The 16,753-nt window shown below is 70.1% G+C and carries 17 protein-coding genes; 8 read left to right on the top strand and 9 right to left on the bottom strand.

The annotated features are described in order from the left end of the window. Window positions 1-73 precede the first annotated feature (73 nt). The 7 genes from INP57_RS25260 to INP57_RS25290 form a co-directional block, all read right to left on the bottom strand. On the bottom strand, window positions 74-1,375 hold the full coding sequence (locus INP57_RS25260) for an MFS transporter (protein ID WP_200072841.1): 1,302 nt from the start codon (window positions 1,373-1,375) through the stop codon (window positions 74-76). Window positions 1,376-1,464: 89 nt separating this feature from the next. Next, the gene (locus INP57_RS25265) at window positions 1,465-2,478 is read right to left on the bottom strand and encodes a VOC family protein (protein ID WP_233628257.1); all 1,014 of its coding nucleotides are present in this window, start codon (window positions 2,476-2,478) and stop codon (window positions 1,465-1,467) included. A gap of 15 nt (window positions 2,479-2,493) precedes the next feature. Further along, window positions 2,494-3,885, bottom strand: a complete 1,392-nt coding sequence (locus INP57_RS25270) for an MFS transporter (protein ID WP_200072842.1) — start codon at window positions 3,883-3,885, stop codon at window positions 2,494-2,496. 55 nt (window positions 3,886-3,940) lie between these two features. Beyond that, entirely contained in the window at window positions 3,941-4,861 is a 921-nt protein-coding gene (locus INP57_RS25275; RefSeq protein WP_200072843.1) for an amidohydrolase family protein, read from the bottom strand. Between the two features lie 63 nt (window positions 4,862-4,924). Beyond that, window positions 4,925-5,608, bottom strand: a complete 684-nt coding sequence (ligK, locus tag INP57_RS25280; protein WP_200072844.1) for a 4-carboxy-4-hydroxy-2-oxoadipate aldolase/oxaloacetate decarboxylase — start codon at window positions 5,606-5,608, stop codon at window positions 4,925-4,927. Window positions 5,609-5,635: 27 nt separating this feature from the next. Next, window positions 5,636-6,679, bottom strand: coding sequence for an amidohydrolase family protein (locus INP57_RS25285; RefSeq protein WP_200072845.1), 1,044 nt, complete (start codon window positions 6,677-6,679; stop codon window positions 5,636-5,638). Next, window positions 6,676-7,857, bottom strand: a complete 1,182-nt coding sequence (locus INP57_RS25290) for a 4-oxalomesaconate tautomerase (RefSeq protein ID WP_200072846.1) — start codon at window positions 7,855-7,857, stop codon at window positions 6,676-6,678. Before INP57_RS25290 ends, INP57_RS25285 begins: the two co-directional genes overlap by 4 nt. 256 nt (window positions 7,858-8,113) lie before the next feature. Here INP57_RS25290 and INP57_RS25295 point away from each other — a divergent pair, with 256 nt between their 5' ends. Then, window positions 8,114-8,770, top strand: coding sequence for a flavin reductase family protein (locus INP57_RS25295; protein WP_200072847.1), 657 nt, complete (start codon window positions 8,114-8,116; stop codon window positions 8,768-8,770). Window positions 8,771-9,057: 287 nt separating this feature from the next. Continuing rightward, window positions 9,058-10,104 (top strand): AI-2E family transporter, encoded by a 1,047-nt coding sequence (locus INP57_RS25300; RefSeq protein WP_200072848.1) that lies wholly within the window; start codon window positions 9,058-9,060, stop codon window positions 10,102-10,104. 7 nt (window positions 10,105-10,111) lie between these two features. On the opposite strand, the gene INP57_RS25305 is transcribed toward INP57_RS25300, so the two are convergent. Continuing rightward, window positions 10,112-10,594 carry a hypothetical protein gene (locus INP57_RS25305; RefSeq protein ID WP_200072849.1) on the bottom strand — a complete coding sequence of 161 codons (483 nt, stop codon included), beginning with the start codon at window positions 10,592-10,594 and terminating at the stop codon, window positions 10,112-10,114. A gap of 77 nt (window positions 10,595-10,671) precedes the next feature. On the opposite strand from INP57_RS25305, the gene INP57_RS25310 reads away from it, so the two are divergent. Beyond that, window positions 10,672-12,003, top strand: a complete 1,332-nt coding sequence (locus tag INP57_RS25310) for an aspartate aminotransferase family protein (protein ID WP_200072850.1) — start codon at window positions 10,672-10,674, stop codon at window positions 12,001-12,003. Window positions 12,004-12,014: 11 nt separating this feature from the next. Here INP57_RS25310 and INP57_RS25315 read toward each other — a convergent pair whose 3' ends face one another. After that, window positions 12,015-12,458 (bottom strand): YkvA family protein, encoded by a 444-nt coding sequence (locus tag INP57_RS25315; protein WP_233628274.1) that lies wholly within the window; start codon window positions 12,456-12,458, stop codon window positions 12,015-12,017. A gap of 619 nt (window positions 12,459-13,077) precedes the next feature. On the opposite strand from INP57_RS25315, the gene INP57_RS25320 reads away from it, so the two are divergent. The 5 genes from INP57_RS25320 (at window position 13,078) to pqqA (ending at window position 16,691) form a co-directional block, all read left to right on the top strand. Beyond that, window positions 13,078-13,542, top strand: coding sequence for an MSMEG_3727 family PQQ-associated protein (locus INP57_RS25320; protein WP_200072852.1), 465 nt, complete (start codon window positions 13,078-13,080; stop codon window positions 13,540-13,542). Window positions 13,543-13,555: 13 nt separating this feature from the next. After that, the gene (locus tag INP57_RS25325; RefSeq protein WP_200072853.1) at window positions 13,556-15,238 is read left to right on the top strand and encodes a PQQ-dependent dehydrogenase, methanol/ethanol family; all 1,683 of its coding nucleotides are present in this window, start codon (window positions 13,556-13,558) and stop codon (window positions 15,236-15,238) included. 133 nt (window positions 15,239-15,371) lie between these two features. Then, window positions 15,372-15,587: a rubredoxin gene (gene rd / locus INP57_RS25330; protein ID WP_200072854.1), complete on the top strand. Its 216-nt coding sequence runs from the start codon at window positions 15,372-15,374 to the stop codon at window positions 15,585-15,587. A 47-nt stretch (window positions 15,588-15,634) separates the two neighbouring features. After that, window positions 15,635-16,396 carry a ferritin family protein gene (locus INP57_RS25335; RefSeq protein WP_200072855.1) on the top strand — a complete coding sequence of 254 codons (762 nt, stop codon included), beginning with the start codon at window positions 15,635-15,637 and terminating at the stop codon, window positions 16,394-16,396. A gap of 199 nt (window positions 16,397-16,595) precedes the next feature. Continuing rightward, on the top strand, window positions 16,596-16,691 hold the full coding sequence (gene pqqA, locus INP57_RS25340; protein ID WP_200072856.1) for a pyrroloquinoline quinone precursor peptide PqqA: 96 nt from the start codon (window positions 16,596-16,598) through the stop codon (window positions 16,689-16,691). Window positions 16,692-16,753: the final 62 nt, after the last annotated feature.

Consider the following 16,753-nt stretch of genomic DNA (forward strand, 5'->3'; position numbering starts at 1 on the left):
GAGAACCGCAACGCGCACAACTACCTCCCGCGACATATCGACATCCGAATCGGGTTCAAGCCCGGCATCGGGTTCAACCACGGCGCAACCTGATCGTGGCGGTCGCCAGCGCCATCGTCACCGCCGCGAACAGACCCGTCACCGCGAACGCGGCGAAGCCGTAGTCGGCGTGGCCCGCGGCGAGCAGCGTCCCACCGAGCCAAGGCCCGAAAACCGCGCCGAACCGGCCCACGCCGGCGACCCACCCCAGGGCGGTGTCGCGGTCGCTCGCGCCGTGATGGGCACCGACGGTCGCGTAGACCATGGTCTGCCCGCTGAACAGCAGCAGTCCGGCGAAGAACACCACGACGTAGAGCACCGCGACCGGAAGGTGCGCCCCCAGCAGGTAAACGAAGACCGCGGTCAGCGCGAACCAGATGACGACGATCCGGCGCGGCCCGACGGCGTCGGCGAGGCGGCCCGCAACGAACATGCCGACGATGCCCCCGCCGTTGAGCGCGGTGGAGAACAGCAAGGAGTCGCCGGTCTCGTAGCCGAGATCGCCCATGATCTTCGGAAGCCACTGCCCGACCCCGTAAACCAACATCAAGCCGGCGAACGAAGTGAGCCAGAACAGCGACGTCGTCGACCACTGCCGGTCGCGGAAGAGCGCCTTCAGGCTCTCCAACCGGTCCGGGCGCGCGGACGCGGGTGCCGCGGACGCAAGGGCGTAGCTCGCCTCGACGGCCGCGGCGGCGTCCGGTCGGCCACGAGCCGCCAAGATGGCCGGGGATTCCGGCAGCAGCTTGATCGCGCCGGGCAGCAGGACCACCGCGGGTACCGCGCCCGCGATGAACACCCACCGCCACCCGGCGGTGTCGACCAGCGCCAGTGCGATGAGCGGAGCGATCGCACCGCCCGTCTGGTGCGCGGTCATGATGATGCCGGTGGCCAGGGCTTTGCGGCCGCCGGTGGTGAATTCCATGCCGTAGGCGATCGCGATCGGCAGCAGCGCACCGAGCCCGAATCCGCACAGCAGCCGGAAAAGTCCGAACACGCCCGCGCTCGTGGCCAGCCCGGAGCCGAGGGTGGCCACGGTGAACACGATCACCGAGGCGAACACCGCCGGGCGGCGCCCCACCCAGCGGGTGACCGTGCCGGAAAGGATCGTGCCGACGAGCATCCCGAACGTGGTGTAGCTGCCGATGTCGCCCGCGGTGGCGTCGGTGAGACCGAGATGGCCGTCGCCGATCATCTCGGGCAACGTCGCGCCGTAGACGAAGGTGTCGATGCCGTCGAGCAGGACCAAGGCCCAGCAAACGGCGACGACGATCATGCGCCGCCGGGCGGCGCTGGGTGGTGCGGACGCCGTTGAGTCCGACGGGTCTCGAGTCATGGAGTTCCTCGCTGGGGGCTGTTCATGAGCGGCACCGGCCGCTTGCGGTTCGGGGGTCCCTAATCGATCGGCGCTAATCGATCGGCGGGCTAGTCGATCGGCGGGGTGCCGTGGGTGTGGAAGGACTCGATGGTCTGCAAGCCCCATGCCTGCCCCTTCTCGCGCTCCTTCGCGGTCCAGGTGATCAGCGGCCAGTCGGGGGCCAGCACCAGGCGGGTCAGCGGGTTGCACAGCTCGATGCGGTTGCCGCCCGGCTCGTAGACGTAGAGGAAGAACGTCTGCTGGATGGCGTGCTTGTGCGGTCCGGTCTCGACGAACACACCGGTGTCGACGGCCAGGTCGGCGGCGCGCAGGATGTCCTCGCGGGTGTCGGTGGCGAACGCGATGTGGTGCAGCCGCCCCGCGGAACCGGTCCGATCCTCGGTGTGCACGAGGTCGTAGGACTTCTGGGTGAAGGTCTGCCAGCGGGCCGCGATCTTGCCGTCGTCCAGCCGGATCTGCTCGGTGGGTCGCGCGCCGAGCGCGTCGATGAGGAAGTCGCTGGCCTGCTCGACGTTCGCCGCGAGGTAGTTGACGTGGTCCAGGCGCCGGACGCCGACACCGCGGCCGGGTTTGGCCTGCGGCTGGTTCTTCAGCTCCGGGGCGAGTTCGGGCGGCGCTTCGTACCAGGACGTTTCGTGGTAGAGCGCGATTTCGTGGCCGTCCGGGTCCGTGGTGATCCACAGTGGACCAATGCCGGGCTCGTCCCGGACCCATTCGCCGGAGGCACCGGTTGCTTCCACGGCGGCCTTGCGGCGTTGCAGCGCCTCGGCGGAGGAGCAGCGCAACGCCGTGCGGCCGATGCCGGACCGCTCCCGGCGCGTGACGACCAGGCTGTGGTGCTCGTAGTCGTCCCAGGTCCGAAGGTAGGTGTGGGCGCCGTCCTGGCCGGTGACCGTCAGACCGAGGAAGTCGGTGCAGAACGCGACCGTTTCCGCGGGGCATGGCGTGAAAAGCTGGGCGTGGCCGAGATGGGCGACGTCGCCGAGCGGAGGACGCGTGGGCGTGTCGGCGACCATCCGCTTGAGGGTGCTGAGGTTCTCCGGGACGGCGATGGCGGGCATGAGGTCCTCCTCGGATCAGCGATCGGTGGCGCGCTCGTGCTCCGGCGACGTGGCCTGCAGCCGGATCTTGCGGGTGGCCGGACCGAACAGCGCCAGCGCGAGCGCGCCGACGATCCAGGTACCTGCGATGAAGCCGAAGACCGTCCGGTACCCGTATCCGCTGTAGAGCGCGGCGATGATCAACGGCCCGACCGCGTTCGACAGCCGCCCCAGGCCGTAGGAGATCGAGGTGCCCAGCGAGCGGCCTTCGGTGTCGTAGAGCTCGGGCGAGTAGGCGTAGGCCAGGGACGTGTAGCCGCGTTCGAACAGGTTGACCGCGAAGCCGAAGACGACGACCAGCACCGGGACGAAGGTCAGCCCGTACAACAGGCCGGAACCTGCGATGACCGTTCCGAACACGACCAGGCACCACTTGCGCTCGAACCGGTCGGTGACCTGCGCGGCCAGCAAGGACCCCAGCGGTGCGCCGACGGTGGTCAGCGCGACGAAGAAGACGGAGTCCTCCACGCTGACGCCTTCGGCGGCCAGCAGTGTCGGAGCCCACGAGGAGAAGCCGAAGAACCCGATCGTCTGGGTGATCCACAGCACCGAAAGCAGCGCGGTCCGCGAGAGGAACTTCCGGTCTCTGAGCACGGCCGATCCGGGCTTGGCGGCGCGAGCCTCGCCGACCGGCCCGACGGCCGCGGGCAGTTCTCCGTGCTCCGCCGCCGCCTTGGCCTCCAGTCCTCGCAGCACCGCCTCCGCGTCGTTGTGGCGGCCGCGGGATTCCAGCCACTGCGGGGATTCGACCAGGTTGCGCAGGAACAGCAGGAACAGCACGCCCGCAGCGCCCCACAGGTAGACCAGGCGCCAGGTTTGCTCGCCGAGCGGGACCACCGCCGAGGCGATGAGGTTCGTGACCGGGGTCCCGCAGATCCCGATCATGATCACGTACGCCTGGAACTTCCCGCGCTGGGCCCGCGGGAAGAGTTCGTTGAGGTAGACGACCGCGACCACGGTCATCGCCGAGAGCCCGGCGCTGGTCAGGATCCGGAACAGGCCCATCGACGCGATGTCCCAGGCGAACACCGTCGCCAACGACCACACCGAGAACCACGTCGTAGTCAGCGTCAGGGCCCGCTTTCGACCGAGCCGGTCGGCGAGCCCACCGGCCACCACCGAGCCGAGGAACATGCCGACGAACGACAGCGACGTCACGTAGGCGATGTGCTCGACGTCGGCGCCCCATTGCTGGCGCACTTTGGGCGCGGTGATGGCGAAGGTGTTGATGTCGGCGAACTCGAAGAAGTAGGCGAAGGCCAGCGCGGCGATCGTGCGCTTGTGGAACCTCGAGATCGGTAACCGGTCCAGCCGGTTGGCCGAGTTCGCGACCCGGTCGGGCCCGTCCCGATCAGCGGACTGCTGCACTGCGGTCTCCTCATGGCAAGAGCGGGCTTCGTCGCCCGGTGTTCGCTCCGGTGGTTCAGGCGGGCTCGTCCGGCCAGTACAGCCGCATCGGGTTGTCCACGAGCAGCGCCTGCCGCTGCTGGGCGGTGACCGCGATCCGGGGGACGTGGTCCAGCAGCAGACCGTCGTCGGGCATGTGGTCGGTCAAGTTCGGGTGCGGCCAGTCGGTGCCCCACAGGACCCGGTCGGGGAACGCCTCGACGACGCGGCGCGCGAACGGGACGACGTCTGCGTAGGCGTGCTGCTCGCCGCCGAGGGCGGGCGGGCCGGTCTTGGACAGGCGTTCGGGGCAGGAAACCTTCACCCACGCCCCGCTGCGCGCCACGAAGTCGAGGAACTCGGCGAATTCCGGGCCGTCGCGGTCTTTCGCGACGTCGGGGCGTCCCATGTGGTCCACCACCAGCGGGACCGGCAGGGACAGGAAGAACTCCGCCAGCCCGGGCAGGTCCGGGGCTTCGAAGTAGACGACCGCGTGCCAGCCCAGCGGGGCGATCTTCGCGGCGATGGTCTCCAGCGCCCGCATCGGCACGGTCTCGACCAGCCGCTTGACGAAGTTGAAGCGAACACCGCGCACACCCGCCGAATGCAGCCGCTCGAGCTCTTCCCGCGGCACATCGGCGTCCACTGTGGCCACTCCGCGGGCGGAGCCGCCGGAGGCGCGCAGCGCGTCGAGCAGGGCGCTGTTGTCCTTGCCGTGGCAGGTCGCCTGCACGATGACGTTGCGCGCCAAGCCGAGGTGATCGCGCAGTCCGAACAGCTGCTCCTTGGTGCCGTCCACCGGCGTGTACTTGCGCTCCGGGGCGAACGGAAACCGCGCGGCGGGGCCGAAAACGTGGCAATGCGCGTCGACGGCCCCGGCGGGCGGGACGAACGTGGGGCTGCTGGGTTTCGAGGCCCAGGGCAGCCATCCGGGAGTGACTTCGGGCGCGGTGCTCATCGATCTCCTCCTGCCGCCCGGGCGGACGACATGCGTCGTTGCATTCGAGGCGACGATCGGTCGTCAGTCGCGGTAGGTCAGTCCCAGATCGGCCAGCTTGGGACGCATGCCGTAGAGGTCCAGGCCGAGCACGCCGTCCTGGAAGCGGGTGCGCTTGCCCGCCTCGCTGTCCTCGCGCCCGGCCGCGGCCTTGGCGACGTCGGCCGCCTCGGCCACGGGCACCACGACGACGCCGTCGGTGTCGGCGACGATCACGTCGCCCGGGTTGACCAGCGCGTTGGCCACCACGACGGGCACGTTGACCGAGCCGAGAGTGGCCTTCACGGTGCCCTTCGCGTTGATGGCGCGGGAGAACACCGGGAAGTCCATCTCGCGCAGCTCGTCGGTGTCCCGGCAACCGCCGTCGATGACCAGCCCACCGGCACCGCGGGCACGCAGCGAGGTGGCCAGCAGCTCGCCGAAGAAACCGTCCTCGCACTCGGTGGTGCAGCCGGCCACGAGCACGTCACCGTCCTGGACCTGCTCGGCGGCGACGTGCAGCATCCAGTTGTCGCCCGGTTGCAACAGCACGGTGACGGCCGTGCCGCAGAGCTTCGCGCCCTGGTAGACGGGGCGGATGTACGGCCGCATCAAGCCGATTCGGCCCATGGCCTCGTGCACCGTGGCCACGCCGAACCTCGACAGGGCCTCGACGGCCTCGCGATCGGCGCGCTCGATGGTGCGGTGAACGACTCCGAGTTCGTGCACGGTGCGGACTCCTTCGTGGTGAGTGGTTCAGCGGCCCTGTGTCGTCAACCGGCCCTGGGCGGTCAACCGCGCATCCAGCCGCGGGTAGACGCGTCGGGCGTTGCGCTCTTCGACCGCTTCAAGGGATTCCTCGGTGAGCCCGGCGTTTTCGACGTAGCGGCGGGTGTCGTCGAAGTGCTGCCCGGTGCGGGGGTCGATGCCGCGGACGGCGCCGACCATCTCCGAGGCGAACAGGACGGACTCGTGCGGGATCACGTCGAGCAGGAGATCGATGCCGGGTTGGTGGTACACGCAGGTGTCGAAGAAGACGTTGCCCAGCAAGGCTTCCTCGGGCTCCGGCTTGTCCAAGGCCTGTGCCAGACCGCGGAATCGACCCCAGTGGTAGGGAACCCCGCCTCCCCCGTGCGGGATCACCAACCGCAGCCCGGGAAAATCGGTGAACAGGTCGCCCTGCAACAGCTGCATGAACGCCGTGGTGTCCGCGTTGAGGTAGTGCGCGCCGGTGGTGTGGAAGGCCGGATTGCAACTGGTGGACACGTGCACCATGGCCGGCACGTCCAACTCGGCGAGCTTGTCCCACACCGGGTACCAGTGCCGGTCGGTCAACGGCGGCGAAGTCCAGTGCCCGCCGGAGGGATCGGGGTTGACGTTCACCGCGACCGCGCCCAGCTCCCGCACCGCACGTTCCAGCTCGGGCACGACGGTCGCCGGGTCCGACCCGGGCGATTGGGGAAGCATCGCGGCGAACGCGAAGCGCTCGGGGTAGAGCTCCGCGACGCGGTGGCACAGGTCGTTGCAGATCCGCGCCCATGCCGAGGAAGTCTCGAAATCACCGATGTGGTGGGCCATGAACGAGGCGCGCGGCGAGAACACGGTCACGTCGATGCCGCGCTCGTCCATCTGACGCAGCTGATGCGGCTCGACCGACTCGCGGATCTCGTCGTCGCTGATGATCGGCCCTGCGGAATCGGGCCGCTGCGACGGGTCGGTCAGCCCGGCGACCTGGGCCTCGCGCCAGCGACCGAGCGGCGCAGGGGCGGTGGTGTAGTGACCGTGCACGTCGATGATCAAGCGAACTGCTCCTTCGTGCGGGGTGTCCAGCGGGATGCCGGGACGAGGACGTCGCCGGACATCAGCAGGCGCGCGGTGCGCAGCAGCGCCGAGCGCACGACGCGCGGCGGATCGGAGGAGTCGAGTCCGAGGGTCACGCTGAACTCGCCCGAGGGATGTTCCACCGAGACGGTCGGTTCAGTGCCGACCAGACCGGTGGCGACGTCGTGGGCGACGCTTCCGTCGAGCACGCAGGCGGTCGCCGCGGTGACCGCCGCCAGCACGCCGATGGACTGGTGCGCCACCCGCGGGATGAGACTCCGGGTGGACAAGCTGCCGCCGCGCTGGGGCGGCGCCACCAGGGTCATCTTCGGGTAGTTCTTGTCCGTGACGTCGCCGAGGCCCATGGCCTCGCCGCAGACCAGGCGCAGCGCCTCCACCTCGTCCTTGAGGTCGTCGTCGCCGTCGATCTCGGCGGGCGGCTCGTAGCCGGTGCGGCCCAGTCGCGCGGCCTCGACGATCACCAGCGGCTGACCGTTGTCGATCAGCGTCACGTCGACCGGCCCGAGCCCGGGGATCTCGACGGTGTCCCGCACGTTCCCGGTGGGCAGCAGCGCGCCTGCCACCGAGCCCGCGGTGTCGAGGAACCCGATCTCGATCGGCGCGGCACCCCCGGGAACACCGTCGATGCGGGCAGCACCGGCGTATTCGACGTACCGCTGCCCGTCCGGACCCGCGGGCGTGCGGACCGCGATCTCGGCGACCATCCCGGTGTTGCGCGTCAGCACCCGCGCGGTGGTGCGGTCGCCGCTCGGGACGACCATGGCGGTCTCGATGGCGAACGGCAGCACCGCGGCGAGCATGTTCCCGCAGTTCGCCGTCACGTCGACGGTCGTGCCGCCGGGCTGCGCCTGCCCGAACGTCCACTCCACGTCGATCCCGGGCCGCGTGCCCGGACGCACGATCCCGAGCTTGCTGGTCAGCGGGTGCGCTCCGCCGATTCCGTCGATCTGCCGCTGGTCGGGGGATCCGAGTGCGGCGAGCAGCACGGCGTCGCGGGTCGTGACGTCCGCGGGCAGCGCCCGCTCGTCGAAGAACGGTCCCCGCGAGGTGCCGCCACGCATGAACAGGCACGGGATCGCGGTCTGCGAACCGCGGCGGCGCGAGCGCGCGGCGGGGCCGTCGGCGTCGACGGGCATGGCACTCCTCCATCGAGTCGTCGCGAGCGCGAGGTCCTTCATCGGCTCTCCGGCAAGCTAGACTATGAACACGATTGTTCACAATCTTTTCGACAAAATTCCTCGCCATCTTGCGCATCGCGTGCGATCGGCTTGCGCCGGGACGAGCGGCGATCACGGCGGCACTACGCTCGGACCGCGCCGCGGCACCGTGGACGCGGCCACTGCCGGCGGCCCGTGACCTGGCCGCCCGGCCGGCGACGCACAAGGAGCACCTGTGAAGTACAGCCCCTCGACCGAGAAGAATCCGCTGCCTTACTCGCCGTTCAAGAGCTGCACCGTTCCCCGGCCCATCGGATGGCTCTCCAGCATCAGCACCGACGGCGCCGAGAACCTCGCGCCCTACAGCCAGTGGCAGAACCTGACCTTCGATCCCCCGATGGTCATGTTCTCGGCCAACCAGTACCCCGACGGACGCCGCAAGGACACCGTCCGCAACGCCGAGCAGACGGGCTGGTTCGTCTGGAACATGGCCACCTGGGACCTGCGCGATGCCGTCAACATCAGCGCGATGGAGCTGTCCCCGCACGAGAGCGAGTTCGACCGGGCGGGAGTCACCCGCTCCGAGGCGGACCTGGCGCCCGGGCCGATGGTCGCCGAAAGCCCTTGCCACTTCGAGTGCCGGTACCTGTCCACGCAGCGGCTGCCCGGCGAGAGCAACGTCGGCACCGTCGACGTGGTCTTCGCCCGCGTCGAACGCATCCACGTCGATGACTCGGTCATCGGCGACAACGGCAAGCTGGACATCCGGACCATCCAGCCGATCGCCCGCATGGGCTACTTCGACTACACCGTCATCACCGAGACATTCGAGATGCGCGTCCCCGGTTCCAGCGCGGAGGCGCAGTACGGCCTCCAAGGGCAGTCGGCCTGACTGCTCAGGCCCCGCGCGCCGAGGCTTCGCGCCGGGCCTGCTCCGGCCCCGCCGATGCCGGGCCTGAGTCAGCGTTCGCGCCACCTCGGCGTCAGTCCTTCCGGCCTCGCGACGACCGAGCACGTTGATGCGCCTTGGTGCACCATCGCCTCCGTGCCCGGCAGCAGGGAGGTCACCGTGGTCCAACCGCAGGTCGCAGAACGACGTGGCCGCTGACCGGGGCCGTGCGCCGGTGACGCGGCCACGTCGCCCCGCACGCTCGTACTCGCGGAAGTGAGCTCGTCGTGATGGGCGGCGGTGAGCAGCACGAGGAGCGATCGACCGTGGTCCGGCTCGGCCGCAGGGCGTGGGCATTGCTGGGCATCGTCGGCGTGCTCGTCATCGCCTGGCTGGTCGTCTCGCAGCTCGCGGTCGTGGTGGTGCCGGTGCTGCTGGCGCTGTTCGTCGCCGCCGCGCTGGCTCCGCTGGTGAACCTGCTCGGCCGGCTGCACGTGCCGCGGCCGCTGGCCGCGCTGATCGCGGTCGTGCTCGGGCTCGCGGTGATCGCGGCAGCCGTCTGGCTCGTGGTGCCCGCCTTCGTCGCGCAGCTCCCGCAGCTGTCCTCCGCGCTGGGGCAGGCGACCGAGCAGCTCGACCGGGTGCTCTCCCGCACGCCCTTCTTCGGCCCGGGTGTGCACGTGCGGGCCATCGTCGGAAGCCTCACGACGCAATTCTTCGGCGGCGGCTCGATCCCGGCCGCGCTCGGCACCGTGGCCACGGTGTTGTCCTCGGTCGTGCTGCTGCTGGTGGTGGTGCTGTTCTACCTGGCCGAGGGGCGTTGGCTCGCGGCTGCGCTGGTCGGCTGGCTGCCCGCGGCGCGGCAGGACGAGGTTTGGCGGGTGCTGGCGCGGTTGTGGCAGGTCGTCGGCCGCTACTTCCGCGCGCTGCTCGTCGTCGCGCTGTTCGACGCGGTGTTCATCGGCGCCGGCCTGGCGCTGCTGGGTGTTCCGCTGGCGCTGCCGCTGGCCGTGCTGGTCTACCTGGGCGCTTTCCTGCCTTACCTCGGGGCCGTGCTCTCGGGAATGCTGGCGGTGCTGGTCGCGGCGGCCGAGCGCGGACTGCTCACCGCCGTGCTGGTGCTCGTGGTCGTGCTGGTCGTGCAGCAGATCGAAGGCAACGTGATCCAACCCGTGGTGATGGGCAAGATCGTTCGCGTGCCCGCGTTCGTGGTCCTGGTGGCCATCGCCATCGGGTCCGCGCTGCTGGGCGTGCTGGGCGCCTTCCTCGCGGTGCCGGTCGCGGCCTGCGTCGAGCACATCATGCGGCACCTCAGCGGACGCACTGCGGAGAGCTGAGCCGCGCTCAGCCCTGCGTTCGCTCCGCTTCCGGGTCGCCGCGGAGCCTTTCCAGCCGAGCCGCGAGCATGAGCTCGAGCGCCTGGCTGAGCGCGAAGACCAGCGAGGCCAGGAACCCACCCACCGGCCACGCCACACCGGTGGGCAGCACCGACGCTGCCAGGATCGCCGCCCCGAGCCCGAGACCGACCGAAACGATGTCCAATGCGGTCCCCAGCAGGACCACCGATCGAGGCGCCGCGCCGGCGTGGCGACGGAACCCGTGGGTGGTCAACGCCTGCAGAACGGCGAACGCCACGACCGCGCACAGCGCGAACCCCGCGATGTCGAGCAGCGTCGGCGCTCGTGCCAGCTGGTTGAGCGCCCCGTACGACGAGGTGATCGTGATGGAGAAACCGAACGCCGCGCTGTTGTCGATCACGGCGGTCTGCAGTCCCACGCGGGCGCTGCGCCTGGCGTGGGAGGCTTCGCTGTCCGGCCCCGGATCCATGAGCGCACGGTAAGGGATCCGGGACGATCGTGATCGGCGATGGACGCCCGAACGGCGCCGTTTGTAGCGTCGGGGCCATGTCCGACGACACCGCTGTGCAACGGCACCTGATCCGCTACTCGGGCGGCGGCGCCTTCAGCCCCGGAATCATCGATCGCGCCGCGGGCAGTTCGGTGTTCACCGAGGACGGGCGCGAGCTGCTCGACTTCACCTCGGGGCAGATGAGCGCGATCCTCGGCCACGCGCACCCGGAGATCGTCGCGACGGTCCGGGAGCAGGTGGGCCGCCTGGACCACGTCTACAGCGGCATGCTCAGCCGCCCGGTCCTCGAGCTGGCCCGGCGGCTGGCGGGGACGCTGCCGGAGCCGCTGGACAAGGCGGTGCTGCTCACGACCGGTGCCGAGGCGAACGAAGCCGCCCTGCGGATGGCCAAGCTCGTCACCGGCGGGCACGAGGTCGTCTCGTTCGCCCGCTCCTGGCACGGCATGACGCAGGCCGCCGCGAGCGCCACCTACAGCGCCGGGCGCGTCGGCTACGGGCCCGGCGCCAGCGGCAACTTCGCGCTGCCCGTCCCGGACAGCTTCCGGCCCGGCATCGTCGACGCCGATGGGAACCTGGACTGGCGCCGCCAGCTCGACCTCGGCTTCGAGCTGATCGATGCGCAGTCGGTCGGCAGCCTCGCGGCCTGCCTGGTCGAGCCGATCCTGAGCTCCGGTGGCGTCGTCGACCTCCCGCCCGGCTACCTGGCCGCGCTGCGGGACAAGTGCCACGAGCGGGGCATGTTGCTGATCCTGGACGAGGCGCAGACCGGGCTGTGCCGTACCGGCGACTGGTACGCGTTCGAGCGCGATGGCGTCGTCCCGGACATCCTCACGCTGTCCAAGACCCTCGGCGCAGGGCTGCCGTTGGCGGCGGTGCTCACCAGCGCCGAGATCGAGCAGCGAGCCCACGACCGCGGGTTCCTGTTCTTCACCACGCACGTCAACGACCCGCTGCCCGCCGCCGTCGGGAACGCGGTCCTGGACGTGCTCGCCCGCGACCGCCTGGACCTTCGCGCCCGCGAACTCGGCGACCGGCTGCGCAGCGGACTTGCCGAGCTCAGCGAGCGGCACGAGGTGATCGGGGACGTCCGCGGCCGCGGACTGCTGATCGGGATGGAGCTGACCGGCGACCCCGATTCAGCCGGGAACGCCGACGCGCCCGGAAACGCCGATGAGCCCAGGAACGCCGATGAGATGGGTGCCGCGGTGACCCGGCGCTGCGCCGAGCTCGGCTTGCACATGAACATCGTGCAGCTGCCGGGTATGGGCGGGACGTTCCGCATCGCTCCGCCGCTGACCGCCACCGAATCCGAGATCGACCGCAGCCTCGCGATCCTCGACACCGCCCTGAAGGACCTGCCGGGCTGACGTTGCTCGCGTCACCGCTCCGCGGCCGTGACGCCCGAGTTCGCCCGCAGCCCGGTGAGCCGGCACAGCGCGGCGAAGCCGTCATCGGTCCCGGGCCAGTGCCTGCGCACCGCGGGCGCGCCCGCACGGCGCACGAGCGAGCGCAGCACCAGCGTGACGACGATGACGTCGTCGGCCCAGCCGAGCACCGGGATGAAGTCGGGCACGAGGTCGATCGGGAGCGCGAGGTAGCCCAGCACCAGCCCGACGCGCCAGCGAACACCACGCGGGGCGTCCCGGTCGGCCAGCAGCCGCCGCAGCAGCCGCAGCGAGTCGGGCAGCAACCGCGCCGCCTCCCGCAGCACGCCCCGGCTCGGACTCGAGGTCGCGAGCGCGGCGACGAGCGCGGCGACGAGCGCGACCCAGGCCAGCACCAGGCACCCGGCGGTGCCCGCTAGCAACTCGCCCCAGCTCAATGCGTTCACGTCGGCTCTCCCGTCGGGGCTCGGGCGTGCGGGACTGCTCCGCAGTGTAGGCAGCGCCGCGCGCGGCTCGGACGACTCGCCGGGACCGCGGAAGCCGGGCTGCGGCCGAACGCCGTCGGAGGGCCCGGGCGCCATCGAAACCGGGCGCCACCGAAGCGGGGCGCCACCGAAGGGCAGCGCGCCAGGCGCGAGCCTTCCCACGTCCAGGCTACCGGGCGGCAACTCGTGATCAATCGAGAGCCGGTTCAGCAATAAGGCACAGCAGTGATCCTGATTACAACCTCGCTGCCCTGGGTTATTGTTGATGTGATGCGCAGCACGCTCGAGAGGTGGCGAGTGACCTGTGCTGTCCGAGAACGGACGGTCGCGGCTCCTGCTCGGCGTAGACGAGCGGTGGCTGCCTGCCCACTTCGGTCCGGCCGGGTGCTGACGTTCCGGGAACCAACGGTCCGGTGTGGACACCAGGGATCACGGGCGAGCGAGTCCGCCGCGGCTTTCCGGAATCGGCGTGCTGGGTTCGGCGACGAGAGGCGGTTTTCGTGAGCAGCGAGATCAAGCGCACGCGTGATCACGGGTGTGGCGCACACGTGCACAGCAGGAGGTGGGACCGATGACGGCCACTGCAGACGATCGGCAAGCCGAATTGACCGCAGCGGGCCTGTGCGGCCAGAACAAGGCGACGCTGGGGCGGATGCTCGGCACCGGGAACGTCGAGCACGCCGAGGAGGGTCCGGACGGCCGGATGCGCGCCACGGTCCGGATCCGGGAGGACGAACTGTGCTGGGACCCGGCGACGATCATCCTGCCGCACGGCGGTGACCTCGAGCTCACGGTCATCAACGACGACAAGAACACGCACTGCGCGGTGCTGCCCAGCAACGGCGACAACATGATCATTTGGTTGGTGAACCACTCCAAGGGCACGGCCGATCTCCGGCTGCAAGGGCCCGGTTACTACTGGTACAGCTCCACGACCGGCAACGACGAAGGCCGCGGCCTCACCGGCGCGATCGTCGTCAGCGGCGACGTCCCCAAGCACGCCCGGCTCGACCGTCCCGCCCAGCCGCGCCCGTAGACAGGAGCACATCATGACCGACTACGTCGATGCAGGTCAGGCCGTCCCGCTCGGGACGCTCAGCAACGTCAAGGGCAGCGCGCCCGCCACCGGGAACGTCGATTACGAGCGCGTGCGCAACGCCCGGTCGGAGCCGCAGAACTGGCTGACCTACTACGGCACCTACGACGGTCAGCGCTACAGCAGCCTGGATCAGATCAGCAAGGACAACGTCAAAAGCCTTTCGCCCGCCTGGGTGTTCCAGGCCGGTTCGACGGGGCTGCACTCCGGCGCGTCGACCTACTCCTTCGAAGCCGCCCCCATCGTCGTGGAGGGCATCATGTACGTGTCCGGCCCGGACGGGAAGGTCTGGGCGCTGGATGCGGAGACCGGCGAAGAGCTCTGGCGCTACAAGCACGCCTCCCCCTTCGACGTCTCGCTGTGCTGCGGGAACGTCAACCGCGGCGTGGCCGTGGGGCACGGCAAGGTCTACCTCGCCACGCTCAACGCCCACCTGGTGGCGCTGGACGCCCGGACCGGCGAGCCCGTCTGGGACGTGACCATCGGCGACGTGCGCGCCGGGGAGAGCCGCACCGTGGCGCCGCTGCTGGTCAAGGACATGGTTCTGGTCGGCAGCTCGGGCGGGGAGTTCGGCACCCGCGGGAACCTAGACGCGTTCGACGCGCACACCGGGGAGCGCCGCTGGCGCTGCTACACGATCCCCAAGCCCGGTGAGCCCGGATCCGAAACCTGGCCCGCCGACGGCGAGGCGTGGCAACGCGGCGGGGGCAACTGCTGGGTCACCCCCACCTACGATCCGGACCTGAACCTGATCTACCAGGGCACCGGCAACCCGGCACCGGACTTCGACGGCGCCGTGCGTCCTGGCGACAACCTCTACACCGACTGCGTCATCGCCGTGGACGCCGACACCGGCGAGATCCGCTGGCACTACCAGTTCACCCCGCACGACCTGTGGGACTACGACTCCACGATGGAGAACCTGCTGTTCGAGCACGAGGGGCGCAAGCTGCTCGCGCACGCGGACAAGAACGGCTACTTCTTCGTCCTGGACGCGGTCAACGGCGAGCTGGTCCGGGTGTTCCCGTTCGTCGACCGGATCACCTGGGGCGAGATCAGCCCCGAAGGCGAGGTCACCGCCAAGGTCTACCCGGACGCGGAAGGCGTGCCGGTGCACTTCTGGCCGGGACCGGCCGGAGGCAAGGAATGGACGCACATGGCCTACAGCCCGCAGACGGGGCTGATCTACGTGCCGGTGCAGGAAGTCGGGGCCACCGCCACCCGCCGACGCCGCGAGTTCAAGGAAAGCATCCCGTACTGGGGCGCGGGAGTCGCCGTGGACCTCGACGACCACTACGGGTACGTGGCCGCCATCGACCCGCTCACCGGCGAGGAGAAGTGGCGCTGGCGCAACGAGTACCCGATGTGCGCCTCGGTGCTGACCACGGCGGGCGGGCTGGTGTTCACCGGACTGCCCACGGGTGAGTTCGTCGCCCTGGACGCCGTGACCGGCGAGAAGGTGTGGCAGTTCCAGTGCGGCAGCGGGCACCACAGCAGCCCGACCACCTACAGCGTCGACGGCCGCCAGTACATCGCGGTCCCGACCGGTTGGGGCGGCTGGATCGAGGGCTTCCTGCCCGGGCTGCTCGGGGGCTCGGCGGGCGACGCGCTGTTCTCCTTCGCACTGCCGGAGTAAGACCGCAGCGGGGCGTCGGCTCGGAACCGACGCCCCGCGAGGTCCCGATCGACTCGAGAGGACGGGACACCGTGCAACTCCACGGCCGCGACGACGGCGGGGTCGCCCGGCTGCCCGGGGAACCGGCGAGCGCATGAGCACCGATCGAACATTGGCGCAGCCGCAGACCAGGAGATGGATCTGCGAGCTCTGCGGCTGGGTTTACGACCCCGAAGAAGGCGACCCCGACGGCGGCATCCCGCCGGGGACGCGCTTCGAGGAGATCCCCGACGACTGGATGTGCCCGATCTGCGGGGCGACGAAGTCGGATTTCCGCGAGCTCGAGCCGGGCGAGCAGATCCCGATGTAGTGCGACCCCCGATGCAATGAGGCCCCGACGCATGAGGACGCTGATCGATGATCGCCGGGTACGACCACTTCGTCACCCTCGCCGATTCGCTGCAGTGGGACGAGTTCGCCCTCGACCTCGACGCCGACGTCCAGGCGTGGCCCCGATTGCGGGACGCGGAGCGCACCCAGCTGCTCGGACTGACGGCCGGCTTCTGCATCGGTGAGAACTCGGTCGCGGGCGAGCTCGGTTCGTTCCAGGTCGCCGCGGGCGACGAGTCGATGGCGGCGGCCTTCCGCGCGCAGGAGCGCGACGAGAAGCGGCACGCGCGGTTCTTCGACCGCGTCGCGGCCGAAGTGGCCGCCGTCCCGGGAGCCGACGTCCCGGCCCGGCTCGACGTGCTGCGCGAGCACGTCAGCCCCGAGATCGTGGAGCTGTTCGAGAAGCGGCTGCCCGCCATCGCCAAGCAGCTCGCCGACGACCACTCGGGGCTGGTTCCCGCGGTCGGGCTCTACCACATGATCCTCGAGGGCGTGGTCCTGCTGGCGGCCCAGCACGCCATGCTCGACGCGCTCGAGCACCTGTCGGTGCAGCTGCCGGGGCTGCACAAGGGCATGGAGCTGGTCCTGCGCGACGAGCGCTGGCACATCGGGTTCGGCTCGCGGGTCATCCAGAACGCCGAGATCCTCGACGACGAGATGGAGGAACTGCTGCGGGCGGGCGAGCAGGCATCCTCCGCGTGGGGAGAGCTGATCTCGCCCGATGCCATCGAGAAGACCGCGCAACTGCACCGGCGCAGGCTCAAAGCCGTCAACATCAAGTTCTGGTGAGCGTGCGCCCTCGGCGAGCGTGCTCGCTAACGCCGCACGACAGCTCCGAGCCATCCGGAGCACTCGATTCCCGGTCCGCAGCAGCGCGATCGACACGAGCGCTGCTCATTACAAGCACGGTGCACCTCGGCTATGGTCGATGTGACACACAGCACCTATGGCACGGCGCTGTCGTGCAGCTGAAAGGGGGTGCAGACATATGGAGTCGGAAACCCCGCAATGGGAGCCGCCCCGGTTCGAGGAAATCGGTTGCGCGGCCGAGGTGACGATGTACGTCGCCCAGGTCGAAGACTGAAACCGGCGAGCGTTTCTCGAGGCCACCACGGACATCGGCCCGCCGGTGCCCGCGGTGGCCGC

This window comes from Saccharopolyspora galaxeae, from assembly GCF_016526145.1.
Lineage (GTDB): Bacteria > Actinomycetota > Actinomycetes > Mycobacteriales > Pseudonocardiaceae > Saccharopolyspora_C > Saccharopolyspora_C galaxeae.

What these genes read in the sequence shown, in the direction of transcription:
- rd (WP_200072854.1), top strand. Translation starts at nt 15,372, where the DNA reads ATGAGCACCGATCGAACATTGGCGCAGCCGCAGACCAGGAGATGGATC.
- INP57_RS25320 (WP_200072852.1), top strand. Translation starts at nt 13,078, where the DNA reads ATGACGGCCACTGCAGACGATCGGCAAGCCGAATTGACCGCAGCGGGC.
- INP57_RS25260 (WP_200072841.1), bottom strand. Translation starts at nt 1,375, where the DNA reads ATGACTCGAGACCCGTCGGACTCAACGGCGTCCGCACCACCCAGCGCC.
- INP57_RS25275 (WP_200072843.1), bottom strand. Translation starts at nt 4,861, where the DNA reads ATGAGCACCGCGCCCGAAGTCACTCCCGGATGGCTGCCCTGGGCCTCG.
- INP57_RS25310 (WP_200072850.1), top strand. Translation starts at nt 10,672, where the DNA reads ATGTCCGACGACACCGCTGTGCAACGGCACCTGATCCGCTACTCGGGC.
- INP57_RS25290 (WP_200072846.1), bottom strand. Translation starts at nt 7,857, where the DNA reads ATGCCCGTCGACGCCGACGGCCCCGCCGCGCGCTCGCGCCGCCGCGGT.
- INP57_RS25305 (WP_200072849.1), bottom strand. Translation starts at nt 10,594, where the DNA reads ATGGATCCGGGGCCGGACAGCGAAGCCTCCCACGCCAGGCGCAGCGCC.
- pqqA (WP_200072856.1), top strand. Translation starts at nt 16,596, where the DNA reads ATGGAGTCGGAAACCCCGCAATGGGAGCCGCCCCGGTTCGAGGAAATC.
- INP57_RS25300 (WP_200072848.1), top strand. Translation starts at nt 9,058, where the DNA reads ATGGGCGGCGGTGAGCAGCACGAGGAGCGATCGACCGTGGTCCGGCTC.
- INP57_RS25335 (WP_200072855.1), top strand. Translation starts at nt 15,635, where the DNA reads ATGATCGCCGGGTACGACCACTTCGTCACCCTCGCCGATTCGCTGCAG.
- INP57_RS25265 (WP_233628257.1), bottom strand. Translation starts at nt 2,478, where the DNA reads ATGCCCGCCATCGCCGTCCCGGAGAACCTCAGCACCCTCAAGCGGATG.
- INP57_RS25325 (WP_200072853.1), top strand. Translation starts at nt 13,556, where the DNA reads ATGACCGACTACGTCGATGCAGGTCAGGCCGTCCCGCTCGGGACGCTC.